Consider the following 25,705-nt stretch of genomic DNA (forward strand, 5'->3'; position numbering starts at 1 on the left):
GTTGCCGCTCCGATCAGGCGGAACTCCCGTCGGCCCGCAGCTCGTCCTGCAGGAAGGCCCGCACCTCGGCCCGGTCGATGCCGGGCGCGATGAAGCTTTGCCCGATGCCGCGGGCGAGGATGAAGGTCAGCGCCCCGTCGCGCACCTTCTTGTCCTGGGCCATCGCGTCGAGCAGTGCATCGGCATCGCCGCAGCCGCCCGGCACCTGCGCCAGGGTCGTCGGCAGCCCAGCGAGCGCGAGGTGGTTCGCGACCCGGCCCGCATCCTGGCCGGCGCAGAGGCCGAGCCGGGCCGAGAAGCGGAAGGCGAGCGCGAGCCCGATCGCCACGCCCTCGCCATGCACGAGGCGGGTGGAATCGTAGGCCGTCACGCGCTCGAGGGCGTGCCCGAAGGTGTGGCCGAGATTGAGCAGCGCCCGCTCGCCGTCCTCGCGCTCGTCGCGCACCACGATCCCGGCCTTGGCGCGGCAGCAGATCGCCACCGCCTCGTCGCGCTCGGGCCCCCCGGCGAAGATCCCGCGCCAGTTGGCCTCGCACCAGTCGAAGAAGCCGGCATCCCCGATCAGGCCGTACTTCGCCACCTCCGCGTAGCCCGCCCGCATCTCGCGTTCCGAGAGGGTGTCGAGGGTGCTCGTGTCGGCCAGCACCAGGCGGGGCTGGTGGAACGCGCCGATCAGGTTCTTGCCGTGGGTCGAATTGATCCCGGTCTTGCCGCCGACGGAGGAATCGACCTGCGCGAGCAGGGTCGTGGGCGCCTGCAGGAAGCGCACGCCGCGCCGCAGCGTCGCGGCGGCGAACCCTGCGAGGTCGCCGACCACGCCCCCGCCGAGCGCCACCACGAGGTCGTTGCGCTCGACTCTGTGGGCGAGCAGCCCGTCGCTGACGGCGGCGTAGGTGGCGTAGGATTTCGAGCCCTCGCCGGGCGTCACGGCGACGAGGCCCGAACGCAGGCCCGCCGCCTCCAGGCCCGCCCGCATCCGGGCGCCGTAGAGCGCCGCCACGGTCTCGTCGGTGACGATCACGGCGGCCCTGCCGCCGAGTGCCGCGGCGCGGGCGCCCGCATGGTCGAGAAGGCCGCGCCCGATCAGGATGTCGTAGTCGCGCCCGCCGTCCAGAGGCACGTGCACGGTCAGGGATTCGGTCACTGGGCTGCCACGCCTCGGTTGGTCGGACCGGTCAGGTGATTGTCGAGCGCTTCGAGCACGTCCTGCACCACCCGGTCGTGCGAGACGTCGCGGGACAGCACCATCACGTCCGCGCCGCCGTAGACGGGGTGGCGTGCCTCCATGAGCTGGCGCATGGTCTCCTCGGGATTCTCGGTCTGGAGCAGGGGCCGGTTGCCGCGCTTGCGCACGCGGCGCATCAGCACGTCGAGGTCGGCCTTGAGCCAGACCGAGAGGCCGCCCTCGCTGATCCGAGCGCGCGTCGATTCCCGCATGAAGGCGCCGCCGCCCGTGGCGAGCACCATCGGGCCCTCCCGGATCAGCCGGGAGATCACCCGCTCCTCGCCTTCGCGGAAACTCGGCTCGCCGTAGATCGCGAAGATGTCGGGAATCGTGAGGCCGGCCGCGGCCTCGATCTCGTTGTCGGCGTCCTTGAAGATCATGCCGAGCCGGTTCGCCAGCCGACGCCCGACGGTGCTCTTGCCCGCGCCCATCAGCCCGACGAGCACGATCGACCGCGGCCCGAGGGCCCGGCGCAAGCGCGCTTCGATCGGTTCGCCTGTTGGCTCAGGCTCGGTCATGACGGCAGTCTACGCATGGACGACAGCGACGGACACGGGGCGACGGCACCTCACGGGCCCTCCGCGCGGCCGGTCGTCGCCGTGTCCGGACCGCGCGGGGCGCGCATGGGGCATACAAGGGAGGCTCTTAGCGCGTTTTGGCCGCTGCGCGAAACTCCCGGACACGGGCAGATCCGAACGACGCCGCCGGCGCATCCGGGCGATCGCGCCGCGTGCCGCCCGCGACGCGGGAGCCGCCGCCTGTGTCTTCGCGGACCTTGCCATCGCAGGCCCAGCGTGATGCAACCCCCGGGTCCCCGCAGCGCAACACGTTGCCCGCCCGCCCGATCGAGACCCGCCCGACGTGCCGACCCTGTTCCGTTTCATCGCCACGCTCGCGATCCTGGCCGGGCTCGTCTTCGCCGGCATGTTCGCGCTGGCGACCTTCGTCGAGCCGACCCCGCGCGAGATGAGCGTGACCATCCCGGCGGCGAAGCTCCAGCCGGGCAACCGGTGACGCGCCGGGGCGCGGCGGCGGACACGCGGCCGGCCGAGCACCGGCCGCACGGCGCGCCCGAGACCGCGGCCTATCTCGACATGCTGGCCGCCGAGCGGGGGGCGGCCCGCAACACCCTCGAGGCCTATCGGCGCGACCTCGACGATTACCTTGCCCATCTGTCGGAGGAGGGCATCGACCCGGCAGAGGTCGAGGTCGGGACGCTGCGTGCCTACATGGCCGGGCTCGAGACGCGGGGGCTCAAGAGCTCGTCGGCCGCGCGCCGACTCTCCTGCATCCGCGGCTTCCACAAGTTCCTCTACGCGGAGGGGATGGCCGGGACCGACCCGAGCGCGCCGGTCGCGGGGCCGAGGCGGGGCCGGGTCCTGCCCAAGGTGCTCTCGGTCGCGGAGGTCGACCGCCTCCTCGGCGTCGCCCGCGAGCGGGTGACGTCGGCCGCGGACGTGCAGGCGCCGGGGGAGCCGGTGCGCGCGCGGCGCATGCTGTGCCTGATCGAGCTCCTCTATGCCACGGGCCTGCGCGTGTCGGAGCTGATCGCCTTGCCGCGCACGGCCGCCTCGACCCGGGAGCGCTTCCTCGTCGTGCGGGGCAAGGGCGGGCGCGAGCGCCTCGTGCCGCTGACCGAGCTGGCCCGAGCCGCCATGCGCGAGCATCTCGCGGCATCCCCCTCCGACAGCCCCTGGCTGTTCCCGTCCGACAGCGAGAGCGGCCATCTCACGCGCCAAGCCTTCGCCCGCGATCTGAAGACGGCCGCCGCCGCCGCCGGGATCCGGCCGGACCGCGTCAGCCCCCACGTGCTGCGTCACGCCTTCGCCAGCCACCTGCTGCAGAACGGGGCGGACCTGCGCATCGTGCAGGAACTGCTCGGTCACGCCGACATCTCGACGACGCAGATCTACACGCACGTCCTCGACGAGCGCCTCAAGGGCATGGTCCGCGACCTGCACCCGCTGATGGACGATTGAAATCCAGCGCAGCTCTCTGCCGAACCAAGATTATTTCCAGATGAAATTATCTCTTGTGCCGGCTCTTTTCCTTGCCCTCGGCCTCAGCGCCGCGCGGGCGGGAGACGGGCCCGTCCTGCAGACGGTCGATGCCGCCAATACCCGCTACTCGGCTCTCGACCAGATCGACGCGGGCAATGTCGGGCGGCTGAAGGTGGCCTGGACCTTCTCGACCGGGGTGCTGCGCGGGCACGAGGGTGCGCCCCTGGTCGTCGGGCACGTCATGTACGTGCACACGCCTTTCCCCAACATCGTCTACGCGCTCGACCTCGACCACGACGGCAGGATCCTGTGGCGCTACAGGCCGCGCCAGGGCGCGAACGTCATCCCGGTCATGTGCTGCGACACGGTCTATCGCGGCCTCGCCTACGCCGACGGCCGCCTGTTCCTGCATCAGGCCGACACCACGCTGGTGGCGCTCGATGCGAGGACCGGCACGCCGATCTGGTCCGTGACGAACGGCGATCCCGCCAAGGGCGAGACCAACACCGCGACGGTGCTGCCCGTGAAGGACAAGCTCATCGTCGGCATCTCGGGGGGCGAGTACGGCGCCCGCTGCCACGTGACGGCCTACGATCAGGCGACGGGCCGGCGGCTCTGGCGCGCCTACGCGATGGGACCGGACGCCGACATGCTGGTCGATCCGGAGCGGACCACGCAGCTCGGCCGCCCGATCGGGCCGGACTCCTCCCTGAGGAGCTGGGCGGGCGACCAGTGGCGCATCGGCGGCGGCTGCAGCTGGGGGTGGTTCTCGTACGATTCGGATCTCAACCTCGTCTATTACGGCACCGGCAATCCCTCGACCTGGAATCCGGTGCAGCGCCCAGGCGACAACCGGTGGTCGATGTCGATCTTCGCCCGCGACGCCGATACCGGCACGGCCCGCTGGGTCTACCAGATGACCCCCCACGACCAGTGGGATTATGACGGCGTCAACGAGATGATCCTGACCGATCAGGAGATCGGCGGGCGCAGCCGCAGGCTCCTGACCCATTTCGACCGCAACGGCTTCGGCTACACCCTCGACCGGGCCACCGGCGAGTTGCTGGTGGCCGAGAAGTTCGACCCGAGCGTGAACTGGGCAAGCCGTATCGCGCAGGATCCGGGGGCCGCCGATTACGGCCGCCCCGTCTTGGACCGACGCTACGCACCGGAGGAGGCCGGCGAGGACGAGACCACGACGGGGATCTGCCCCGGCGCCCTCGGTGCCAAGAACCAGCAGCCCGCGGCCTACTCGCCGCGGACACGCCTGTTCTACGTGCCGGCGAACCACATGTGCATGGATTACGAGCCCTTCCGCGTGACCTACGTGCCGGGCCAGCCCTATGTCGGCGCCACCCTGACGCTGCATCCGCCCGAGGGCGAGGACCATACCGGCGCCTTCATCGCCTGGGACGGGACGACGGGCCGGATCGCGTGGTCGAAGCCCGAGCCCTTCTCGGTCTGGGCCGGGGCGCTCGCGACCGCGGGCGGGATCGTCTTCTACGGGACGCTGGAGGGCTACCTGAAGGCCGTCGACGCCCGTACGGGCCGCGAGCTCTACCGGTTCAGGACGCCCTCGGGGATCGTCGGCAACGTCACCACCTATGCGCATCGCGGCCGGCAATACGTGGCGGTCCTGTCCGGCATCGGCGGCTGGGCCGGCATCGGCCTCGCGGCGGGCCTCACCGACCCGGCCGACGGCTCGGGAGCGGTCGGCGGCTACGCGGCCCTGTCGCAATACACGGCGGCCGGCGGCCAGCTCACGGTCTTCGCCCTTCCGGAGTGAGGCTGGGCAGGAGCGCCATCCTCCGGGTCTCGTCCTCGAATCCGGGCCGGACCGGCTTCCTCACCGGGGCGTTGCGGGCGGTCGGCGCGGGGAGGCCGGGGCGCGGCCGCCCGGCAGCCTGCACCGGACCCTCCGCCGGCCTGATCGGCCGCGCCGAGGCGCTTCAGGCCGCCGAGACGTCCACCCGGATGTTGCCGCGGGTGGCGTGCGAGTAGGGGCAGACCACGTCGGCGCGCTTGACGATGTCCTGCGCCGTCTCGCGGTCGATGCCTGGCAGCGTCGCCCTCAGGGTCACGGTGAGGCCGAAACCCGTGCCGTCGTCGCGCTTGCCGATGCCGACCGTGGATTCGACCTTGGCATCGTCGGCGATCCTCACCTTGTCCTGCGCGGCCACGAACTTGATGGCGCCGAGGAAGCAGGCGGCGTAGCCGGCCGCGAAGAGCTGCTCGGGGTTGGTGCCGGAACCGCCGCCGCCGCCGAGCTCCTTCGGGGTCGAGAGCGTGACGCCGAGCTTGCCGTCGTCGGTCGCGGCGGAGCCTTCGCGACCTCCGGTTGCGTGGGCGTGGGCGGTGTAGAGAGCCTGCATGTTCATCTCCTCGAACGGGTTCGGACATCCCGCCAGGGCCGTCGATCCGCTGTGGATACGCCGAACCGTTCACATGTGACATGGCGGACGATGTCGGTCCGGACGATCCTCCATCGTACCGACTCGCGGCAGCCATGCCGATGACGCGCGGAACGATCACCTTCTCATACACCAAACTCGATTGCGCGCAATCGAGTTCCGCGGTTGCGAGTCGATTGTGCACAAAATTCGGTTTGGCTAGGATATTGCGTGGAACCGGGAAACCGACGCCCTGATGGCCGTCGTCATGGAGTGATGCGTATGTCGGGCCGCCCAGACCCGCACGGACACGAGCGGGCGAGACCGGATGGCAAGCGTGCCGAGGCCGTCGACCGGCTCGATCCGCAGCGGCTGGACAACCAGCTCTGCTTTGCCGTCTACGCGGCCGCTCATGCCTTCGGGCGGGCCTACCGGGCCCTTCTCGCCGAGCACGACCTCACCTACCCGCAATACCTCGTGCTGCTGGTGCTCTGGGAGGAGGAGGGGTTGACCGTGAAGGAGATCGGCATCCGCCTCTTCCTCGATTCCGGCACGCTGACCCCGCTCCTGAAGCGCCTCGAAGCCTCGGGCCATGTCCGGCGCGCGCGGGACCGGGCCGACGAACGCCAGGTGAGCATCTTCCTGACGCCGAAGGGCCGTTCCCTGAAGGACAGCATGGCCTGCATCCCCGACCAGGCCGGCGGCATGACGGGGCTCGATCTCGAAGCCCGCCGCGAACTCCTCGACCTCCTGGTCGGCCTCCGTTCCGGCCTGCACGAGGGCGCGGCGCTCGAGCGCGAGCGGACGGCCGAGGAGGTCTGAGCGCCCGGCATCCGGCCAAGTCACGTCGAAGTCACATCGAAGTCACCTCCAGCCCGGGTCTCGCGTCCCGCACGCGAGCACGAGAAGGGGCCGTCTCCCGCGCGGGAGACGGCCCCTTCAGGCCTTGCCTGCGGCCCGGCCGCGGCTCATCGGCCGTACCCGAGCCGCGCGGCTTACGATTGGGTCTTGAGGTAGGCGATCAGGTCGTCGAGCTTCTTGTCGTCCTTGAGGCCGGGATAGACCATCTTGTTGCCGGGGACCTTGGCCTTGGGATCCTTGATCCACTCCTTCAGATTCGCCTCATCCCAGGTGAGGCCTGAGCCCTTCAGCGCGGCCGAGTAGTTGTAGCCCTCGTGCGTGCCCGCCTTGCGGCCGACGACGCCCTTCAGGTCGGGGCCGACGCCGTTCTTGCCGAAGGCATGGCAGGCTTTGCAGGGAGCGAAGGCCTTCTCGCCCGCGGCCGCGTCCTGCGCCTGGGCCGAGAGGGGCATCAGCAGCGCGAGGGCGGCGCCGAGGATGAGGTGACGCATGAATTTTCCTCCTGTGAGGCGGTCTGAACCGCCAGGGCTTATAGCCGAGCTCGACGTTTAGAACAGATCGAGATTGTGAACGCTAGCTCCACATCGAGCGCTTCCGCGACCAAAGGAAGCCTCGTGGTCACGATTCTGTTCCGATGCGTCGTGGGCGGCTTTCGGGTACAAGATGCGAAGCCGGCCGTGATCGGCTTCGAGCGCGACCTTGTCACCGCCGAGCTGAGCGGCGGATGAAGGCGGCGCTGCCGCTCGACGACGGCCCGCAAGACGAAAGAGACAAGCCCGTCCGGGCCCTGGGAGAACGCCATGACGATCGCCTTCCCGACTCCCGACGCCGAGACCATCGCGCGCCGCGAGGCGATCATCGAGGGTCTGCGGCCCCTCGTGGCGGCGGAGGCGCTGATCACCAGCGAGGATGAGCGCCGCGCCTTCGAGACGGACGGGCTCACCGCCTATCGCAAGATGCCGCTCGCCGTGGTGCTGCCCTCGACCACCGAGGAAGTCTCGGCCGTGATGGCCTATTGCCACCGCAACGGCGTTCGGGTGGTGCCGCGCGGGGCGGGCACGTCGCTCGCCGGCGGGGCCATCGCGCAGGAAGACGCGGTGATCCTCGGCGTCGGCAAGATGACGCGCGTGCTCGACCTCGACTTCGCCAACCGCACGGCGCGCGTCCAGTCGGGCATCACCAACCTGGCGATCTCGGGCGCGGTCGCGCACGAGGGATTCTTCTACGCGCCCGACCCGTCGAGCCAGCTCGCCTGCACCATCGCGGGCAATATCGCGATGAACTCTGGCGGGGCGCATTGCCTGAAATACGGGGTGACCACCAACAACCTGATGGGCGTGACGCTCGTGATGAACGACGGCACGGTCGTCGAGATCGGCGGCGCCCATCTCGACAGCGGCGGCTACGACCTGCTCGGCCTGATCTGCGGCTCGGAGGGACAGCTCGGCATCGTCACCGAGGCGACCGTGCGGATCCTGCGGGCGGCCGAGGGCGCGCGGCCGGCCCTCGTCGGCTTCTCCTCGGTCGAGGATGCGGGCCAGTGCGTCGCCGCCATCATCGCGGCCGGCATCATTCCGGTGGCGATCGAGTACATGGACCGCGAGGCGATCCTGATCACCGAGGATTTCGCGCAGGCCGGCTATCCGCGCGATGCCGAGGCGATGCTGATCATCGAGGTCGAGGGGTCGGACGCCGAGATCGACGACATGCTCGGGCGCATCGCGGCGATCGCGCAGGGCTTCCGGCCGACGAGCCTCAAGGTCTCCCGCTCCGAGGCCGAGAGCGCCGCGATCTGGAAGGGCCGAAAGTCCGCCTTCGGGGCGACGGGCCGGATCTCGGACTACATCTGCATGGACGGCACCATCCCGACCGGTCAGCTCGGCCACGTGCTGGAGCGGATCGGCGCGATCTGCGCGGGCCACGGCCTGCGCGTCGCCAACGTCTTCCACGCCGGCGACGGCAACCTGCACCCGCTGATCCTGTTCGACATCAACAGGCCGGGCGAGCTGCAGAAAGCGGAGGCGGCGGGCGACGAGATCCTGAAGCTCTGCGTCGAGGTCGGCGGCTGCCTCACCGGCGAGCACGGCGTCGGCATCGAGAAGCGCGAGCTGATGCGCTTCCAGTACAATCAGGCCGATCTCGAGCAGCAGATGCGGGTGAGGAACGTGTTCGATCCCGCCTGGCTGATGAACCCCGCCAAGGTCTTCCCCTTGGAGGGCCGCGTCGCGGCCTGAACCGCGGCGGCGGCTCGTCGCTACTTCACCTGCACGCTGTCGACGACCTCGCGGAACTTCGCGAGGGTTCCCTCGCGCTGGTCCTCCCGCACCACGCCGACCGCCCGCAGGTAGCCGTCCGGGGCGAAGCGGATGGTCTGGGAGACCACCACCGGCTGGTTCGAGGGCAGGTCGGTGGCCCGCGCCACGATCTCGTGCCAGTCGACGCCGTTCTGCCGATAGCTCTGCGAGCGCTCGATCACGAAATCCTTCATGGTCTGGTTGGCGTAGAGCGCCGCGCGGGCGAAGCCGTCGCGCTGCTCGGCGGTCGGCGGCGGCTGAACGGCCTGGGCCAGAACCAGGATCGGCTGCTCCAGGTTCGACATCTGGTCCTTCGGCCCCTGCGTCAGCAGAACCGAGTTGCCGGCGAGCACCCGGACGGGCCGGAATCCTGCCGGATCGGTGATCCGGAAGGGGAGGGCGTCCACCTGCTGGTCGAGAGTCAGGGCGGGCCGGATGGTGACGTTCGTCACGAGGCCGCGCATCGTCTCCTCGGTCTCGGCGCCGGGCAGCGCCTGCGCGATGACGAGGCCGGTCACGGTCGAGTCCCCGACGAGGAGGAGCCACTTGCGGATGGCCGGGCCGCCGGTCGCGCCCTCGGGCGGCTGCTCGCCGGTGAACAGCAGGGCGTCCGCCCCCCCGACTTTGATGGGCTCGCGCTTCTCCACCACGAAGCCCTGGCTCTTCAGGTTCTCGTCGGTGAAGTTCTTCTCGAGGTCGGCGTAGGCCGAGGGCGGCAATTCCACCACCGAGACCGTGGCGCCGCCCTCCTTGCGCTCGAAGCCCGCGAAGCGCCGCGAGAGGGCCATGTCCGAGGGCGGCTCGAAGCCGAAGCGGGAGCCCGACGGGTAGATCGGCTCGCCCGCCGCGCCCGCGCCCGATGCGGCCGCGAGCAGGCCGAGCGCCGCCAGCGGGCGCGCGAGGGGACGGATGGCGTGACGCAACCGCATCGGACGGGTTCTCCGCGTGAGCCCGGTTTGCCCGGGGTCTGGCCTGGCCGCCCCGCGGGGCGTCCTCCGATGCGATGGGTCTGCGCCCGCCGCTCCGGAGTCAAGCGGCGGCGGGCGCCGGGATGGCCGTGACGCGCCGCAATGTCAGGTTGCAACGTCCGCCGGCGGGCAGAAAGGCGGGCCGCGGCGCGCGCGCCGCGAGAAGATCGGTCCCGGCCGGGAGGACGCGGTCGATGCCGTGATGCATCAGGCGCGAGGGGCCGCCGATCACGAGTGCGTCACCGGGATCGAGCCGGACCGACCGGGTCGGGTCCCCGCGCCGCAATCCGCCGTAGCGGAACAGGGCCGCTGCCCCGAGGGAGAGCGACAGGACCGGGGCGTCGAGGGCGGCCTCGTCCCGGTCCTGGTGCAGGCCCATCCGGGCGGTCGGTGCGTAGAGGTTGACGAGACAGGCCTCCGGCGGGGCCGCGCAGCGGGCGAGCGCGTCCCAGGCCGCGCGCGCGATCCCGGGGATCGCCGGCCAGGGCTCCCCGGTTTCCGGATGGGTCGGCTGATATCGGTAGCCGGCCTCGTCCGAGACCCAGCCGAGCGGCCCGCAATTCGTCATGCGGACCGAGAAGGGGCGGCCGGTGCGGGGCATGCGCGGCGTGTAGGGCGGAGCGAGCCGGAGCGCCGCCGCGAGCTGCCCGGCCAGGGCGGCCTGGGCGTCCCCGTCGAGATAGCCCGGATGGTGGATCAGGCCCGGCGCGAGCGCAACCGCCATCGCTCAGTCCTGGTCGATGTCGCGCTCCAGCACCGTCTTCATCAGCACGGTGGTGTCGGCCTTCAGGCGGTAGACCAGCGGGATGCCGGTGGCGATCTCGAGCCCCGCGATGGTCGCGGGCGTCATCCGGTCGAGCACCATCACGAGGGCGCGCAGCGAGTTGCCGTGGGCGGCCACCAGCACCCGGTCGCCCGCCATCACGCGGGGCAGGATGGTCTCGATGTAGTAGGGCAGCACGCGGGCGGCGGTGTCCTTCAGGCTCTCGCCGCCGGGCGGGGGCACGTCGTAGGAACGACGCCACTGATGCACCTGCTCGGTGCCCCAGCGCTCGCGGGCATCGTCCTTGTTGAGGCCCGACAGGTCGCCGTAATCGCGCTCGTTGAGGGCCTGGGAGCGCACCACCTCGATGTCGGAGAGGCCCATCTCCCCGAGGATCAGGGCGTTGGTGCGCTGCGCCCGCTTCAGGTTCGACGTGAAGGCGACGTCGAAGCCGTAGCCCTGGTCCTTGAGCCAGCGCCCGGCCCGGCGGGCCTCCTCGACGCCGAGCTCGGTCAGGTCCGGGTCGCGCCAGCCGGTGAACAGCTTCTTCAGGTTCCACTCGCTCTGGCCGTGGCGAGCGAGGACGAGCAGGCGGTCCATCGGGACGATTCCTTGTGCGATCCGAAGGGCTTCGAGCCGGGTTGCGCTCGGGCGGCCTCGTCGGGCTCCTAGCAGAGCCCGCACCCCTGCCCAAGCTTGAGGGCCGTTACAGGCCGAGCACGTCTGTCATGCCGTAGAGGCCGGGCGGCCGGGAGAAGGCCCATCGGGCGGCCCTGACGGCGCCGCGCGCGAAGATGCCGCGGTCCTCCGCGTGGTGGCTCAGGGTGACGCGCTCGCCCGGTCCGGCGAAGGTCACGCTGTGGTCGCCCACCACCGTGCCGCCCCGCAGGGTGGCGAAGCCGATATCGCCGGGCCGCCGCGCGCCGGTATGCCCGTCGCGGGTGGAGACGCGCACGTCCGGCAGGCGCACGCCCCGGCCGTCCGCCGCGGCCTCCCCGAGGAGGAGCGCGGTCCCGGAGGGCGCATCGACCTTCATGCGGTGATGCATCTCGACGATCTCGATGTCGAACTCCTCGCCGAGCGCGGCGGCGACCCGGCGCACCAGGCCGGCCACGAGATTGACGCCGAGCGACATGTTGCCCGAGCGCACGATGCGGGCGTGGAAGGCGGCCGCCGCGAGCTTGCCGAGGTCGTCCTCGGACAGGCCCGTGGTGCCGACGACGTGCACGATGCGGGCCTGCGCCGCGAGTTCGGCGAAGAAGGTGGTGGCGGCGGGCGCCGTGAAGTCGAGGACGCCCTCGGCCGCCGCGAAGACGGGGAGCGGGTCGTCCGTCACCGGCACGCCGAGGGGCGCGAGGCCCGCGAGCGTGCCGGCATCCTGGCCGAGCGCCGCCGAGCCCTCGCGCTCGATCGCGCCGGCGAGCGTGCAGCCCTCGGCCTCCGCGACCGCGCGGATCAGCATCCGTCCCATGCGCCCGTCGGCGCCGACCACGACGAGCCGCATCGTCCTCACCTCGTTTCGATTGCCGTCGGGGCCGGGGTACAGGCTCGGTCCCGGGCTGCCAACCCGCGCGGCGATGCCGCGACCTACTTCGCCCCGATCGTGCGCACCGACCACGTCCCCCAGTAGACCGGGCGGCCGTACAGGGTCGAGGCGCCCGTCCCCTCCTGGCCCGGCGCGAGGCGGTCGAGCCAGGTCAGGAAGCCGGCCTTGGCGGGGAAGCTTGCGGGCGTGTCGAGATTGCCGTAGCGGTCCGTCATCCAGAAATGCTGGCTGCGCCCGAAGCGCCCGCTGCCGTCGCCGCCCGAGCGCAGGCCGAGATAGGCCGTCGAGCGCTTGGCCGAGACGGGCTCGGAGTACCAGGTCAGACCTGCGAGCGAGCCGACCGAGAGGTCGGCCGTGTACTGCACGCAGAGGTCAGCCACGGGGCCGCCCGGGGCGTTGGCGGGGCGGTTGCAGGTGTAGGAGACGGCCCAGCGGTCCATGCCCTTGGCCTTGGCGACCCGCACGAGGCTCTGGGCCGGCAGGGGCTCGGCCACCGTGCGGGCGGCCGACCAGACCCGTTCGCCGGTGAGATCCCGGCTCGTACGCAGGTAGAGGCCCATGCGCCGCTTCAGGATGGGCTCGTTGCAATCGGCGGGCAGCACATCCGTGTAGAAGTAGTGGTAGACCTGATCGACCACGCTGATCGAGCCGACGAGGCCCTCCGTCTCGAAGCCCTGGCCGGCGCAATTGCCGATGACCGGCCTGCCCGCCTCGTCGAGCACGGCGCTCGGGCTCGGGTTGTCGCCGGCCGGCGCGGGGCCGCGCCGGCGACGTCCCTTCCGCTCGGCCTCCGGCATGAAGGGCGTCCAGTCGAGGCCCTCGCCCGTGCGGCCGCGGATATCGAAGCGCTCGAAGTCGAAGGTGCGGGCCTGGATCAGGACGTGGCGGTTTCCGTCCTCCGTCGAGGTCGTGGCGAGCAGGAAGGCGTAATAGTACTCGTCGCCCGCCCAGTCGCGCCCGGTGACCACCATGGGATTGCGGGCGCCGATCCCCTCGGCGGCGGGCTCCGGCGGCGTCTCCGCGCGCTCCCGTCCGCGCCCGGGGCGCTTGCGCCGGCTCTCTGGCCGGGCGACCGACCGGGCCATCTCCCAGAGCCGGTAGCGCGTCGGCGGCATGATCGTGGCGAGCTGCTCGGGCAGGCGGCCTGAGCGCACGGAGCCTCCGTCGAGGGGGCTCGTGGCGCGGCGCGACTCGCAGGCCTCCTCGTCCCTTCCCCGGGCGCGCCGGGGCTCGGCCGGCGTCTCGCCCTGGTAGACGGCCTGCAGGGGGCCGGGCGCCCCCGTCACGCCGGTGAGGCGGATCAGCTGCACGTTCCGGGCGAACTCGCAGGGGCGGGGGGTGAAGAACACGCCCTCGGCCTCGCCGCCGCCCCGGCAGATCTCGAGGGCGCCGCCGCCCGTCAGGAAGCAGGTCGGCGCCGCGGTCTCGGCCTGCGCGCGCGGGGCCGGGCCGACGAGGAGCACCAGGGCGAGGAGGGAGGGGGCGGGGCGCAGGTTCGACACGACAGCCGAGGTAGCGCGGCTCCATATCCCCGGAAAGGCGCCGGCCGCCCTCCACCCACAGGACCGCGCGAGGACGTCCCGGAATCGACCCGTCGCGCCGAACCGGCCCGCCGTTCGGGGGTTGTCGGTGCGCCGGGCCCGTGTTTCGGGGCCCATCGTTCTGGGAGCCGTGCATGGACATCGCCGTCGACAAGGTCACCGAGATCATCCTGCGGCTGCGGGCGATCGACGTGAAGGAAGGCGCGACCGATCCGGATTCCGGCTCGAACCCGATCGACGACGGCTCCACCGACGTCCTCGTCGGCGGCACGGACGACGCCACCGAGGGCGAGGTGCGCAGCCTGATCGCGGGGCTCAACGACGACGAGCGCGCCAACCTGCTCGCACTGGTCTACGTCGGACGCGGCGACATGGAGCCCGAGGAATGGGGCGAGGCCGTGCGCTTCGCCCGCGAGCGTGAGGCTGCGGGCGAGGGCGCGGCCCACGAGCTCCTCGGCGCCCCGGACGCGGGCGACCTCCTCGCCGAGGGGCTCGACGCGCTGGGAATCACGCCGGACCTGCCGCAGGCGTGAGGGCGGGGGGCGGGCTCCGCTCGCGCGCTCACCCGCCCAGCATCGCGCCGGCATTCATCACGCCCTCCGGGTCGAAGGCCCGCTTCACCGCCGCGACGAGCGCGAGCCGGGTCGGATCGGTGTAGCGGGCGAGCAGGTCGCGCTTGAACCGGCCGATGCCGTACTCGGCGCTGAAGCTGCCGCCGAGGTCGATCGCGACGGCGTAGAGGTCGTGGGCGATGCCCGCCTCGACGGCGCGCGTGAAGGCGAGCCGGTCCTGGCCCTCCGGCACCACGAGGTTGTAGTGGATGTTACCGTCGCCGACATGTCCGTAGAAGGACAGGCGCACGCCGGGCATCTGCTCCGCCACGATGGCGCCGGCGCGCTCCAGGAAGTCGGTCAGCCGCGAGACCGGCACCGCGATGTCGTGCTTCACCGAGCCGCCGGCGTGCTTCTCGCCCTCGGGGATGGTCTCGCGGATCGCCCACATCGCCCGCCGCTGCGCCTCGGACCGGGCGAGCGCCGCGTCCTCGACGAAGCCCCGCTCCATCAGCCCTTCGAGGGTGCCCATCAGAACCTCGTCGAGGGGGATGCGCGCCGAGGATGCCTGGAGCTCGAGGAGCACGGCGCCGCCCGGGCCCGTCCGCAGGCCGGTATCGGCGCCGCGCATCTCCGCGACGAGGCCGAGCGAGGAGGCCGAGATCAGCTCGAAGGTCGAGACGAGGTCCGCGGTTTCGCGGCGCACGTCGGCGGCGATCTCCGGGATCGGCGCGCCCGCGCCGAGCTGCAGCCAGGCGGTCGCCCGGAAGGCTTGCTCCGGCCACAGCTTCAGGACCACGCCCGTGACGATGCCGAGCGTGCCCTCCGCGCCGATGAAGGCCTGCTTCAGGTCGGTACCGATGTTGTTCTTGCGGAGCGTCCGCATGTCGGAGAACAGCGCGCCGTCCGCCAGCACCGCCTCGAGGCCGAGCACGAGGTCGCGGGTCATGCCGTAGCGCAGCACCTGCAGGCCGCCGGCATTGGTGCCGAGGTTGCCGCCGAGACGGCAGCTGCCCTCCGAGCCGAGGCTCAGGGGCAGCAGGAGCCCGTGCTCGGCCGCCGCCCTCTGGGCCTCGGCCAGGATCACTCCCGCGTCGCAGGCGAGGGTGAAGTTGAGCGGATCGACGGACCGGATCCGGGTCATGCGCTCGAGGCTCACCACGAGCTGGCGCCGGCCGGGCTCGGGCGTCGCGCCCCCGACATAGCCGGTGTTGCCGCCCTGAGGGACGAGCCCGAAGCCGTGGGCGCGGGCGAGCCGAACGAGGCCCTGCACCGCCTCCACGGAACGCGGACGCAGCACCGCCGGCGTCGCGCCGCGCATCAGTTCGCGGTGGTCGAGGCAGTAGGGCGCCGTCATGCCGGGATCCGACAGCACGCCGCCCTCGCCGAGGAGGTCGCGGAAGGGGTCGAGGGCGTCGGATCCGGGCATCGTTGCGCCTCCCTGGCGGGGGTGTCTCGCGCTGCCTTGTACAGGCGTGGGCCGCCCCCGGAAACGGCGGCCTCCGTCCGGCGACGCGCGGCGCGCCTGTCCGCCCGGTCCCGGCGCCTACTGCGCCGGCTTCGGTGCGGGCTCGGGCGCGGGGGCGCCCTCGGGCCGCTTCTCGCCCGCGGGCTGCGCCGCGTCGGCCGGCAGCAGCACGTTCTTGGCGACGTTGCCCTCGGGGCCGTACTCGCCCGCCACCGCGAGGCACGCCTTCTCGCGGTTGAGGGCCATCTGGTTCGACATCAGGGCGAACATGGTCTGGACCTTGTTGCCGAAGGGGCCGCGCGGGCTGACATCCTCCGAGCGGGCGTTCTGCTTGGCCAGGAGCGCCTCGAACTGCTCGGTGCCGATGCGGTAGCCGCACACGTTCGAGGCCGCGAAGATGTAGGCGGCGAATTCGAGCGCCCGCGGCGCCGGCGCATTGCGGATCTGCGCGGAGGCGGGTGCCGCGGCCAGGCCGAGGGCGAGCCCCGCCGCCAGGGCGAGGGGAAGGGGTCGACGCATCCTGAATGTCTCCTCGTCGATCGCGCGGCCTCTCTCGGGATCGATGCGGGCCGCTTGGAACGCCGTGCGAGATAGATCAGGCGGCCGCAGCCACAAAGGGCCGTCCGCCTCGGCGAATTGCCTCAGCGCGGAGCCCCGACTGTTGCGCGGGGCGCGCCCGACGCAACAATCGGCCCCGGATCCCGGGATCCTGTGACGCGCGACGCAAAACTGCGGACATGCAGGTCGCCTAGAGGAGGCGCCGGGGACGGCCCGACGCGGGCCGGGAGGGTTACCATGACGACATGTCTTCATCTGGCGAGCGCCAGCGCCGCGATCGCGGCCGGTCTCGTCCTCGCGATGCCCGGGCCCGGAAGCGCCCCGGCCGCTGCCGCCGCGCCGGTTCTGCTTCCCGCGAGTCCGGCGGGGCCTGCCGGCTTGGACGCGGCCTGCCGGCAGGCCGCGTGGCCCTACGCGGCGGCCGCCTGCGCGGGGACGGGCCCGCGCGCCGTGCGCTTCATCGGCATGGCCGAGACGGCGCCGGCGACAGCCGCGAGCCCGGTGCCCGCGCCCGGCGCCCCGGCCCGGCGGAATCGGTAGATTCCGTACAATTTGACGGGTTCCTTGAGGCCGGGCGCAAGGCGAACCGGCGCAAGCTGCCCCCGATCCGTTCAGGATCCGGACGCCCACCATGTCCCACTTCTCCGAAAACCTGCTCGCCGCCGATCCCGAGGCGCTCCCGCGGCTGCGCACGATCCTCCATGGCGAGGCCGAGCCCGCAGCGCCGCCGCCCGACGCGGCCGAGCGCTTCGGCGTCCGCGCAGCGCCCGGCAAGTCGTCGCGCCGCACGGCGCGCGGACGCAAAGGCTCCGCACAGGGTTCCGAAGGGCCGAAAGGCCGTCTGAGCAAGACCCTCGTGACACCCTGAGCCCGCTGCTGCGGATCCGGCTAAGATTCCGCGCGGGCGGTCCAGATCAGCGGCGCGGACCGGCCCGTTAAAGCGGACCTTGGCCCGCGCTTGCCCGCCCCTGCGAAGAATCTACACTGGCGACGTTGCACGATGGGCGGTAAGCGCCTCTCGCGAAACTCCCGATGCACTGTCGTTGCCGGGACAGGTGAGGCCGGTCGACGGGAGTCTCGTGGGGAGCGCTGATGCGGGTCGGCCGGAAGATACTCCTCGTCGGTGGCGTTCCCATCCTGATCGCGGCCGCGATCGCGGTGGCGGGCTGGCTCCTTCTCGCGCAGGAGGAGCGCGCCCGCGGCGGCGCCGTGCATGCCGGTCAGGTCGACCGCGTGCTGGCGCTCGCCCGCATGGTGCGCGACGACTATGTCGGCGCCCGCGCGGCCGAGCGGGCGGCCCATGCCGAGCGCTTCCTGGCCCTGACCGCCGAGGCGGGGGCGGGCCTCGACGCCCTGAAGTCCTACGTCCGCACCGCCGAGCAGACGGCACGCATCGAATCGGCGCAGGCCGCGCTCAGCCGCTACGTCGCCCGGATGAGGGCCTTCATCGGGGTCACCCGCGACAATGACGGGCTGATCGCCGAGATGGCGACGCGGGCAAGTCGCCTCGTCGAGCTCGCCGACCGGGCCCGCCTGCGCCAGCAGGCCTCGAATGCCGACCTCGTCCGCTCGCTCAGCGAGAAGGTGCAGCGCCTGAGCACCACCCGCGACGTGGTGGCGGGGATCAACGGCCTGCAGGCGATCGCGGCCGAACTCGCCCTCGAGCGGGCCCGCGGCGAGGCCGCCGTCCAGCCGGCCCAGGTCGCGCGGCTGCGCGAGGCCGCCGCGAGCCTCGCGACCGCCCTGCGGGCGCAGGGGCGCAAGCGCGAGGCCGACGAGATCGAGGGGCTCGCCGCCTCCGAGGAGGCGGGGACCGGCGAGGGGCTCGCGGAATGGAGCGAGCGCATCCTCAAGATCGATTCCTCGGGCCAGCGCACCCTGCACGAGGAGGTGGCCCAGCTCCTCACCTACGCAATCGAGGCGAACGAGACCGAGCAGGCGACGCAGAACATCGCGGTGACGACGCTCCGTCTCGGGCAGCGCACCGCTGACGCCCTGGTGCGCCGCGACCCGCCCGGCGCCAGGGCCATGCTGGAGGAGGGCGAGCAGCTCTCGGGCAAGGCGTCGGCGCTGCCGATCTCGCCCCTGATCCAGGCCGAGATGGTCGATGCCATCGACGGCTGGCGCAAGCGGCTGACGACAACCATCGGCGGCCTGGAGCGCCAGACCGAGATGCTCGCCGACATGGACGGGCTCGCCGCCGCGATGAGCGCGAGCGCCCAGAGCCTCAACGACGCCTTCATCGGCGAGGCCGAGCGCTTCGGCGCCTCGATCCGGCAGATCCTGCTCGCGGGCGCGGCGGCGGGCCTTCTCATCGGCACCCTGGTGGCGCTCGCGGTGGCCCGCGCCATCACGACGCCCCTGCGCCAGCTCCAGGGCGACATGATCGCGCTGGCGGCGAACCCCGCGGCCGGGCGTGTGAGCGGGCTGCAGCGCGCCGACGAACTCGGCGACATCGCCCGCGCCACGAACTTCTTCGTCACCGAGATCGCCCGGCGCGAGCAGGCGCTCCGGCGCGCCAAGGACCAGGCGGACGCCGCTCTCCTCGACCTGCGCCAGGCGCAAGCCGACCTGATCCGGGCCGAGAAGCTCGCCTCGCTCGGCCAGCTCGTGGCCGGCGTCGCCCACGAGATCAACACGCCCCTCGGCCTCGCGCTCACGACCGCCACGGTGGTGCGGGACGAGACCCGGGGCTTCCAGGCGACGCTGGCGGAGGGCCAGCTCTCGCGCTCGCGCCTGACCCACTACGTCGAGCGCGTGCAGGAGGGGGCGGCCCTGCTCTGCACCAACCTGGCCCGCGCCGCCGACCTCGTCCATGGCTTCAAGCAGGTCGCCGTCGACCGGGTCAGCGACGAGCAGCGCCGCTTCGCCCTCGACATCTGGCTCGACGAGCTGCTGGCGAGCCTCAAGCCCCTGCTGCGCCAGGGCGGGCACGCGGTCACGCGCGACTGCCCGCCGCTCACCGTCGACACGAATCCCGGCGCGCTCGCGCAGGTGGTGACGAACTGCATCACCAACGCCGTCGTCCACGGCTTCGAGCCCGGCCGGCCGGGGCATATCGGCGTGCGCGTCTCCGAGGCCGGGCCGGGCCTGATCCGCCTCGACATCGCCGATGACGGGCGCGGCATCCCGCCGGAGAACCTGGAACGCATCTTCGACCCGTTCTTCACCACCGCCCGCTCCCGCGGCAGCACGGGCCTCGGCATGCACATCGTCCACAACCTCGTCACGGTGAAGCTCGGCGGACGCATCGCGCTCGCGAGCCGACCCGGAGAGGGCACCCGCGTGCGCATCGAGTTCCCGGCCGCGATCCAGGCGCCCGCGCGCCCAGCATTGAGGGCGGCCAGCTGATGAGCCTGCGGCACTTCCTCCTGGCAGCGCTCTGCCTCGGTCCGCCCGCCTCGGCCGCCGCCGGGACCCTGGTCTTCTGCTCGGAGGGCAACCCGGAATCCCTCGACCCGGCCGTGGTGACGACCACGACCGCCATGAACGTCACCTGGCAGATGTTCAACACGCTCGTGGAATTCGCGCCCGGCACGACGGAGATCCGGCCCGGCCTCGCCGAATCCTGGCGGGTGTCGGCGGACGGGCGGACCTACGATTTCACCCTGCGCGAGGGCGTTCGCTTCCACGCCAACGCGCGCTTCCGTCCGACCCGGCCGCTCAACGCCGACGACGTGCTGTTCTCCTTCCTGCGCCAGTGGAAGCCGGACCACCCGTTCCACGCCCTGAAGAACGGCAGCTTCGCCTACTTCCGCGATCTCGGCCTCGCGGACCTGATCGAGGGCATCGAGGCGCCCGATCCCCGCACCGTGCGCTTCCGCCTGAAGGAGGCGGACGCCACCTTCCTGCCGAACCTTGCCCAGGCCTTCGCGTCGATCCACTCGGCGGAATATGCCGCGAGCCTCGCGGCGGCAGACGCCCGCGACGCGCTGGAGCGCGAGCCGATCGGGACCGGTCCCTTCGCCTTCGCGGGCTACCGGCCCGACATCGCCGTGCGCTACCGCGCCTTCCCCGACTACTGGCGCGCGCCCGAGGCCGGGGAGCCGGGCCTCGCGCCGATCGACGGCCTCGTCTTCTCGATCACCCCGAACCCGGCGGTGCGGCTCGCCAAGCTCAAGGCCGGCGAGTGCCACGTCCTGGCCTTCCCGGCGCCCAGCGACCTCGCGGGCATCGCGGCCGACCCGAACCTCGTCCTGATGTCGAAGGCGGAGCTGAACGTCTCCTACCTCGCCCTCAACACGCGCAAGGCCCCGTTCGACGACGTGCGGGTGCGCCGCGCCATCAACCTCGCCATCGACCGGCGCGCCATCGTCGAGGGCGCCTACGGGGCGGCCGGCATCGTGGCGCGGGGCCCGCTGCCGCCGGGCCTGTGGGCCACCGACGCGGACCTGCCCGAGATCGCCTTCGACCGCGCCGAGGCCCAGCGCCTGCTCGCGGAGGCCGGCCACGCGGAGGGGTTCGAGACCGACCTCTGGTACCCGCCGGTGAGCCGGCCCTACAACCCGGACGGGCGGCGCGTCGCCGATATGATCCGCGCGGATCTCGCCCGAATCGGCATTCGGGCCCGGCTCGTGACGGAGCCCTGGAGCGCCTACCGGGCGGCACTCTACGGGGGCCAGCCGCGGACGATGCTGTACGGCTGGACGAGCGACAACGGCGATCCGGACAATTTCATGAACGTGCTGCTCGGCTGCAAGGCCGCCGAGCCCGGAGGCGCCAACCTCGCCCGCTGGTGCGACCCGGACTATGACGCCCTGATCCAGGCCGCCCGCCGCACCACCGACACGCCCGCCCGCCTGGACCTCTACGCGCGCGGGCAGGAGATCGTGCGGCGCGAGGCGCCCTGGGTGCCGCTCGCCCACACCGTGGTCCACATGGCGCTGCGCCGCGGCGTCGCGGGCTTCCGCATGGACCCGCTCGGGCGCCATCTCTTCGACGGCGTGGCCCTGCGGGGCGAGACGTCCCGCTAACGTTTCCCTGCTAGGGTCGGCCCGGTTCCGCTCCGGCCAAAGGAGCGCCGAGCCCGTTCCATGCCGATGCGACCGGGGACCCCATGACGATCGAAGGCCAAGCCCGCACCGCCGCCCAGGCGCTCGTGGATCAGCTCAGGGCGAACGGGGTCGCCCACGTCTTCACGGTGCCGGGCGAGAGCTTCCTGCCCGTGCTCGACGCGCTCTACGAATCCGGCATCGCGGTGACCACCTGCCGCCAGGAGGGCGGGGCCGCCATGATGGCGGAGGCCCACGGCAAGGCCACGGGCCGGCCGGGCATCTGCTTCGTCACCCGCGGACCCGGCGCCACCAACGCGTCGGCCGGCATCCACATCGCCCAGCAGGATTCCTCGCCGATGATCATGTTCGTCGGCCAGGTCGAGCGCGGCCAGCGCGATCGCGAGGCCTTCCAGGAGCTCGATTACCGCGCCACCTTCGGGCCGCTCGCCAAGTGGGCGACCGAGATCGACCAGGCCGAGCGCGTGCCCGAATACGTCTCGCGCGCCTTCCACACAGCGACCTCCGGCCGGCCCGGCCCCGTCGTGATGGCGCTGCCCAAGGACATGCTGAAGGAGTCGGTCACCGCGCCGCTGGCGGCGCCCTGGCAGCCGGTCGAGGCGGCGCCCGGCGCCGACGAGCTCGCGCGCCTCGCGCGGCTCCTGGCCGAGGCGAGGCGCCCGTTCCTGCTCCTCGGCGGCAGCCGCTGGACCGAGGCGGCGCATGCCGACATCCACGCCTTCGCGGACCGTTTCGACCTGCCGGTGGCCACAAGCTATCGCCGGCTGCCGCTGTTCGACCCCCTGCACCCGGCCTATGCGGGCGATCTCGGCCTCGGCGCGAACCCGAAGCTCGTGGCGCGGGCGAAGGCGTCCGACCTGCTGATCGTGCTCGGCGGGCGCCTCGGCGAGATCCCGAGCCAGGGCTACGCGGTCCTCGACATCCCGAACCCGGGCCCGCGCCTCGTCCACATCCATCCCGGGCCGGAGGAGCTCGGCCGCGTCTACGTCCCGCACCTCGCCATCAACGCGGCGCCCGCCCGCATGGCGGCGGCGCTCGCCGCGCTCGAGGCGCCCGCCCGCATTCCCTGGGCGGAGGAGACGCGGGCGGCGCATGCCGCGTATCTCGACTGGAGCGAACTCGCCACCCCCCAGCCCGGCGGCGTCAATCTCGGGGCCGTGATGGTGCACCTGCGCGAGGCGCTGCCCGAGGACGCCATCCTGTGCAACGGGGCCGGCAACTACGCGGCCTGGATCCACCGCTTCTACCGCTTCCGGCGCCTCGGCTCCCACGTCGCCCCGACCTCGGGCTCGATGGGCTACGGCGTGCCGGCGGCGGTCGGGATCAAGCGCCTCTACCCCGAGCGCACCGTGATCTCGCTCAACGGCGACGGCGACTTCCTGATGAACGGCCAGGAATTCGCGACCGCCGTGCAGCACGACCTGCCGATCATCTGCATCGTCTGCGACAATGCGAGCTACGGCACGATCCGCATGCACCAGGAGCGCGACTTCCCGGGCCGGGTCTCCGCGACGGACTTGCGGAATCCGGACTTCGCCGCCTATGCCCGCGCCTTCGGGGGCTTCGGCGTCACCGTCGAGGCGACCGGCGACTTCCCGGCGGCCCTCGAGGCGGCCCGCGCCTCGGGCCAGCCCGCGATCATCCACCTGAAGATCGCCACCGACGCGATCTCGCCCGGGATGACGCTGAGCCGGATCCGCGAGGGAGCCCTCAAGGGGCTCTGAGGCCGTCGCCCAGCTGGGCGGCCGGCTCACCGGGGCCGCGCGCCACGGCCGCGACGATCGCCCGGGCGATCTCGCCCGGGGTGCCGGTCAGGTCGACCGGCCCGTCGAACGCGATCGCGTTCTCGGGCATGCCCCGCCAGGGCAAGACGCTCGGCGTCAGCACCATGGTGATCCCGCCGGCCCGATGGATCGCCGAGAGGCCGCGCGCGCCGTCGTCGAGCGCGCCGGACAGGATCACCCCGATGATGCGCTTGCCCCCGTGCGCGGCCACCGAGTGGAAGAGCAGGTCGACGGTGCGGTTGCGATAGCGGCCCGTCGGATCGTCGATCAGCTTCCCGAAGGTCCGCTCCGTCAGGGTGAGGTGATCGTCCGGCTCGCCGATATAGACGGTTCCGGGCTCGAAGCGCTCGCCCTGCAGGGCGATGGCGACGGGCAAGCGCGAGGCTCGGCCGAGAACCGCGTGCAGCTCGCTGAGGCAATCCACCGGACGGTGCAGCACGATCAGCACGACGGCGCCGAAGTTCGGCGGCAATTCGTGCAGGAGCGTCATCAGGTCATCGAGGCCTTCGCCGCCCGATGCTCCGACCGCCACGAACCAGGGGGTCACGGCTTCCATCGGCACAGCATAGCACGGGTCGCGGCCGGCCATGAGGATTGGCTACGCGTCAGCGACGCGCCCGCGGGGGGCAGGTCTGGGCGCTGCGGTCGCGTCGCCGCTCCCGACGGGAACTCCGCTCCACCTAACCTGGGTCAATGCCGGGAATCTGCGCATTCGCATAAATCCAGACGATGTACTTTTCCGATTCGGATCTGCTGATCGAGGCGAGCCGCAGGCTGAGGCGTGAGCTTCAGGAGGTGATCCGGCAATCCACGCTTCTCACGCACCTGTCCCGCGAGCAGCGCGGGCGGATGCGGCACAGGAATGTCCTGCTGCCGGGATGCGGGTGGGCTCAATCCGGACCGGGCGACGCGCAGGGCGCCGTGCCGGATCAGCCGTGCGCGAAGTCCCAGTAGAGCTGGCGGGCGCGGCGGAACATCGGTCCCGGCTCGAAGCGCCGGTCGTCGAGGCCCGTGATCGGGGCGAGCTTGGCGAAGTTGCCGGCCGTGAAGACCTCGTCGGCGTTCAGGAAATCCTCGTACGAGAGGGTCGCCTCGACGACGGTCACGCCCGAGCTTCGCAGGAGCGCGATCACCCGCGCCCGCGTGATGCCGGCGAGGAACGTGCCGTTCGGGACCGGCGTGCGGACCACGCCGTCGCGGGCCAGGAAGGCGTTGGCGTTGGCGAATTCCGCGATGTTGCCGAGCCCGTCGCGCATCAGGCAGTTCCCGAAGCCGCGCGCGTGCGCCTCGATGAGCGCGCGGGTGCCGTTCGGGTAGAGGCAGGCCGCCTTGGCGTCGACCGGCGCCGTCTCGATCGACGGCCGCCGGAACGGCGACAGCGTCGCCCGCACGCCGGCGGGCAGCGGCATCGGCGCGTGGTAGAGGCTGAGGCACCAGTTGGTGGAGTCGGGATCGAAGCGCACGCCTCCCGCGAAGCCGTCCTCCGCCCAGTACATCGGACGGATGTAGAGCTCGGCGTCGCGGGGGAAGCGGGCGAGGCCTTCCTGCACCAGTTCCCGCCACCGCCCCTCGCTCACCTTCGGCCTGAGGCCGAGCGCCGCCGCCGAGCGGTTCACCCGCGCGAGGTGCCGGTCGAGGTCGGGCGTGACGCCCTCGAAGGCGCGGGCGCCGTCGAAGACCGTCGAGCCGAGCCACGCGCCATGGGTGCGCGGGCCCATCATCCGCACATTGCCGGGATGCCAGGCGCCCTCGAAGTACGTCCAGGTGTGCTCGGTCTGGGGCATGGTCATGGCCGCGGCTCACGCAACGGGAGGGGACGGGCGGCGCGGATCAGGCGGCTTCGAGGAAGCCCGGCGCGACGGTCTGGCTCGGGCGGCGCGCGAGCGTCCGCTTGATCTTGCCGATCGCCCGCATGGCGAAGCCGACGATCTTCGGCTGGGTGCGGCGGCAGAAGGCGACCTTCCGCACGTAGGTCTCGACGTGCCAGTGGCAGACCGCGCCGCGGGGCAGGAACAGGACGTCGCCGGCCCGGAAGGTCTTCGGCTCCGAATGCCCGTCGCTGATCGTGGCCGAGCCCTCGAGGAAGTAGATCGTCTCGTCGATGTCGTAGATCCATTGGAACCGCCCGGCCGTGCAATCCCATACCAGGGTGCTGGCGAGGCCGTCGGCGCTGCGCGACAGCGTCGCGTTGCGGGCCTGCGGGTTGCCTTCCTGGATCCAGCTCGGCTCGATCGGAGCGGATTTCAGCTCGACCGAGGTGACGGAGGGGATCATCGGGATCGTCGACACAGGCAGTCTCTCTTCGGGGCTGGAGGAATCGAGTGGCGGGATCGAAGTCGTTCCGGTCATTTCACTCAACACACATCAATATCGGTTCGCAAGCCTCGGGTTAAGGCATGCTTAATGCGTAGGAATGACAGCCGTAAGTTTAATTCCGTATGCCGTTGATCGGAGCAGGTGCGGATCTCGTCCATCCGATACAGGTTCGCCCCATTTCGGGACGCCGCCCGCCGCATCCTCTCGCCGAACCGGCGCGGGCAGGGGCCGGGCAGGGGCAGGCCATGAGGCCGGGCATGCGGTCCACCGCGCTTTGTCCCCCGCTCGATTCGGCTTCGATTCACCGAGATGCCGGTCTGTATTTGGTTCACCAATATTCTTTATCGGCTGTATCGCGCCGAGACAGGATGAGGTGGTGCAGGACTTGCGCCGGAGCCGTACGGGCTCTGAGCCTCACGGGAACCACG

General features: G+C 71.8%; 25 protein-coding genes. 11 read left to right on the forward strand and 14 right to left on the reverse strand.

All coding sequences use genetic code 11. From position 1 onward, the window contains the following. Window positions 1-13: 13 nt before the first annotated feature. The gene (gene aroB, locus WDW90_RS13890) at window positions 14-1,144 is read right to left on the reverse strand and encodes a 3-dehydroquinate synthase (RefSeq protein ID WP_336487984.1); all 1,131 of its coding nucleotides are present in this window, start codon (window positions 1,142-1,144) and stop codon (window positions 14-16) included. Then, entirely contained in the window at window positions 1,141-1,743 is a 603-nt protein-coding gene (locus tag WDW90_RS13895; protein WP_336487985.1) for a shikimate kinase, read from the reverse strand. The genes aroB and WDW90_RS13895 overlap by 4 nt, the downstream gene beginning before the upstream one ends. A 343-nt stretch (window positions 1,744-2,086) precedes the next feature. On the opposite strand from WDW90_RS13895, the gene WDW90_RS13900 reads away from it, so the two are divergent. Genes WDW90_RS13900 through WDW90_RS13910 form a run of 3 tightly spaced genes read left to right on the forward strand, consistent with a single transcriptional unit; the run spans window position 2,087 to window position 5,011 of the window. After that, window positions 2,087-2,239 (forward strand): histidine kinase, encoded by a 153-nt coding sequence (locus WDW90_RS13900; protein WP_147025183.1) that lies wholly within the window; start codon window positions 2,087-2,089, stop codon window positions 2,237-2,239. Next, window positions 2,236-3,204 carry a site-specific tyrosine recombinase XerD gene (locus WDW90_RS13905; protein ID WP_336487986.1) on the forward strand — a complete coding sequence of 323 codons (969 nt, stop codon included), beginning with the start codon at window positions 2,236-2,238 and terminating at the stop codon, window positions 3,202-3,204. The genes WDW90_RS13900 and WDW90_RS13905 overlap by 4 nt, the downstream gene beginning before the upstream one ends. A 40-nt stretch (window positions 3,205-3,244) precedes the next feature. Further along, window positions 3,245-5,011: a methanol/ethanol family PQQ-dependent dehydrogenase gene (locus WDW90_RS13910; RefSeq protein WP_336487987.1), complete on the forward strand. Its 1,767-nt coding sequence runs from the start codon at window positions 3,245-3,247 to the stop codon at window positions 5,009-5,011. A 163-nt stretch (window positions 5,012-5,174) separates the two neighbouring features. Here WDW90_RS13910 and WDW90_RS13915 read toward each other — a convergent pair whose 3' ends face one another. Continuing rightward, on the reverse strand, window positions 5,175-5,597 hold the full coding sequence (locus tag WDW90_RS13915; protein ID WP_336487988.1) for an organic hydroperoxide resistance protein: 423 nt from the start codon (window positions 5,595-5,597) through the stop codon (window positions 5,175-5,177). A gap of 300 nt (window positions 5,598-5,897) precedes the next feature. Here WDW90_RS13915 and WDW90_RS13920 point away from each other — a divergent pair, with 300 nt between their 5' ends. After that, window positions 5,898-6,437 carry a MarR family winged helix-turn-helix transcriptional regulator gene (locus WDW90_RS13920; RefSeq protein ID WP_336487989.1) on the forward strand — a complete coding sequence of 180 codons (540 nt, stop codon included), beginning with the start codon at window positions 5,898-5,900 and terminating at the stop codon, window positions 6,435-6,437. A gap of 173 nt (window positions 6,438-6,610) precedes the next feature. Here WDW90_RS13920 and WDW90_RS13925 read toward each other — a convergent pair whose 3' ends face one another. Further along, a complete protein-coding gene (locus WDW90_RS13925) occupies window positions 6,611-6,967 on the reverse strand; it encodes a c-type cytochrome (protein ID WP_336487990.1) in 357 nt (118 codons plus the stop codon). Window positions 6,968-7,276: 309 nt separating this feature from the next. Here WDW90_RS13925 and WDW90_RS13930 point away from each other — a divergent pair, with 309 nt between their 5' ends. Beyond that, a complete protein-coding gene (locus WDW90_RS13930; protein WP_336487991.1) occupies window positions 7,277-8,710 on the forward strand; it encodes an FAD-linked oxidase C-terminal domain-containing protein in 1,434 nt (477 codons plus the stop codon). A gap of 20 nt (window positions 8,711-8,730) precedes the next feature. Here the strand turns inward: WDW90_RS13930 and WDW90_RS13935 are convergent, their stop codons facing one another. From WDW90_RS13935 to WDW90_RS13955, 5 genes are all read right to left on the reverse strand, one after another. Then, on the reverse strand, window positions 8,731-9,699 hold the full coding sequence (locus tag WDW90_RS13935) for a hypothetical protein (RefSeq protein ID WP_336487992.1): 969 nt from the start codon (window positions 9,697-9,699) through the stop codon (window positions 8,731-8,733). 100 nt (window positions 9,700-9,799) lie between these two features. Further along, complete coding sequence (locus tag WDW90_RS13940) at window positions 9,800-10,462, reverse strand: alpha-ketoglutarate-dependent dioxygenase AlkB (RefSeq protein ID WP_336487993.1); 663 nt, start codon at window positions 10,460-10,462, stop codon at window positions 9,800-9,802. A gap of 3 nt (window positions 10,463-10,465) precedes the next feature. Next, window positions 10,466-11,101: a 2,3-bisphosphoglycerate-dependent phosphoglycerate mutase gene (locus WDW90_RS13945; protein WP_336487994.1), complete on the reverse strand. Its 636-nt coding sequence runs from the start codon at window positions 11,099-11,101 to the stop codon at window positions 10,466-10,468. A 106-nt stretch (window positions 11,102-11,207) separates the two neighbouring features. Continuing rightward, a complete protein-coding gene (gene dapB, locus WDW90_RS13950) occupies window positions 11,208-12,005 on the reverse strand; it encodes a 4-hydroxy-tetrahydrodipicolinate reductase (RefSeq protein ID WP_336487995.1) in 798 nt (265 codons plus the stop codon). A gap of 83 nt (window positions 12,006-12,088) precedes the next feature. Continuing rightward, the gene (locus WDW90_RS13955) at window positions 12,089-13,549 is read right to left on the reverse strand and encodes a hypothetical protein (RefSeq protein ID WP_336487996.1); all 1,461 of its coding nucleotides are present in this window, start codon (window positions 13,547-13,549) and stop codon (window positions 12,089-12,091) included. A gap of 173 nt (window positions 13,550-13,722) precedes the next feature. Here WDW90_RS13955 and WDW90_RS13960 point away from each other — a divergent pair, with 173 nt between their 5' ends. After that, on the forward strand, window positions 13,723-14,121 hold the full coding sequence (locus WDW90_RS13960) for a DUF3775 domain-containing protein (protein WP_336487997.1): 399 nt from the start codon (window positions 13,723-13,725) through the stop codon (window positions 14,119-14,121). A gap of 28 nt (window positions 14,122-14,149) precedes the next feature. On the opposite strand, the gene WDW90_RS13965 is transcribed toward WDW90_RS13960, so the two are convergent. Further along, window positions 14,150-15,568, reverse strand: coding sequence for an FAD-binding oxidoreductase (locus WDW90_RS13965; RefSeq protein ID WP_336487998.1), 1,419 nt, complete (start codon window positions 15,566-15,568; stop codon window positions 14,150-14,152). A gap of 117 nt (window positions 15,569-15,685) precedes the next feature. Continuing rightward, entirely contained in the window at window positions 15,686-16,126 is a 441-nt protein-coding gene (locus WDW90_RS13970; RefSeq protein ID WP_336487999.1) for a hypothetical protein, read from the reverse strand. A 276-nt stretch (window positions 16,127-16,402) separates the two neighbouring features. On the opposite strand from WDW90_RS13970, the gene WDW90_RS13975 reads away from it, so the two are divergent. From WDW90_RS13975 to WDW90_RS13995, 5 genes are all read left to right on the forward strand, one after another. Beyond that, the gene (locus tag WDW90_RS13975) at window positions 16,403-16,705 is read left to right on the forward strand and encodes a hypothetical protein (RefSeq protein WP_336488000.1); all 303 of its coding nucleotides are present in this window, start codon (window positions 16,403-16,405) and stop codon (window positions 16,703-16,705) included. A gap of 91 nt (window positions 16,706-16,796) precedes the next feature. Then, a complete protein-coding gene (locus tag WDW90_RS13980; RefSeq protein WP_336488001.1) occupies window positions 16,797-17,033 on the forward strand; it encodes a hypothetical protein in 237 nt (78 codons plus the stop codon). Window positions 17,034-17,257: 224 nt separating this feature from the next. Next, window positions 17,258-19,516 (forward strand): ATP-binding protein, encoded by a 2,259-nt coding sequence (locus WDW90_RS13985; protein WP_336488002.1) that lies wholly within the window; start codon window positions 17,258-17,260, stop codon window positions 19,514-19,516. Then, window positions 19,516-21,138, forward strand: coding sequence for an ABC transporter substrate-binding protein (locus WDW90_RS13990; protein ID WP_336488003.1), 1,623 nt, complete (start codon window positions 19,516-19,518; stop codon window positions 21,136-21,138). Before WDW90_RS13985 ends, WDW90_RS13990 begins: the two co-directional genes overlap by 1 nt. Window positions 21,139-21,221: 83 nt before the next feature. Then, window positions 21,222-22,901, forward strand: a complete 1,680-nt coding sequence (locus WDW90_RS13995) for a thiamine pyrophosphate-binding protein (protein WP_336488004.1) — start codon at window positions 21,222-21,224, stop codon at window positions 22,899-22,901. On the opposite strand, the gene WDW90_RS14000 is transcribed toward WDW90_RS13995, so the two are convergent. The 3 genes from WDW90_RS14000 to WDW90_RS14010 all read right to left on the reverse strand — a co-directional run bounded on the left by WDW90_RS14000 (window position 22,888) and on the right by WDW90_RS14010 (window position 25,235). Beyond that, on the reverse strand, window positions 22,888-23,508 hold the full coding sequence (locus tag WDW90_RS14000; RefSeq protein ID WP_336488005.1) for a chemotaxis protein CheB: 621 nt from the start codon (window positions 23,506-23,508) through the stop codon (window positions 22,888-22,890). The two genes, WDW90_RS13995 and WDW90_RS14000, sit on opposite strands and share 14 nt — an antisense overlap. A gap of 382 nt (window positions 23,509-23,890) precedes the next feature. After that, window positions 23,891-24,751: a branched-chain amino acid aminotransferase gene (locus WDW90_RS14005; protein WP_336488006.1), complete on the reverse strand. Its 861-nt coding sequence runs from the start codon at window positions 24,749-24,751 to the stop codon at window positions 23,891-23,893. A 40-nt stretch (window positions 24,752-24,791) separates the two neighbouring features. Then, the gene (locus WDW90_RS14010) at window positions 24,792-25,235 is read right to left on the reverse strand and encodes a cupin domain-containing protein (protein ID WP_336488029.1); all 444 of its coding nucleotides are present in this window, start codon (window positions 25,233-25,235) and stop codon (window positions 24,792-24,794) included. Window positions 25,236-25,705 lie beyond the last annotated feature (470 nt).

It is taken from the genome of Methylobacterium nigriterrae (assembly GCF_037106235.1).
Classification (GTDB): Bacteria; Pseudomonadota; Alphaproteobacteria; order Rhizobiales; family Beijerinckiaceae; genus Methylobacterium; species Methylobacterium nigriterrae.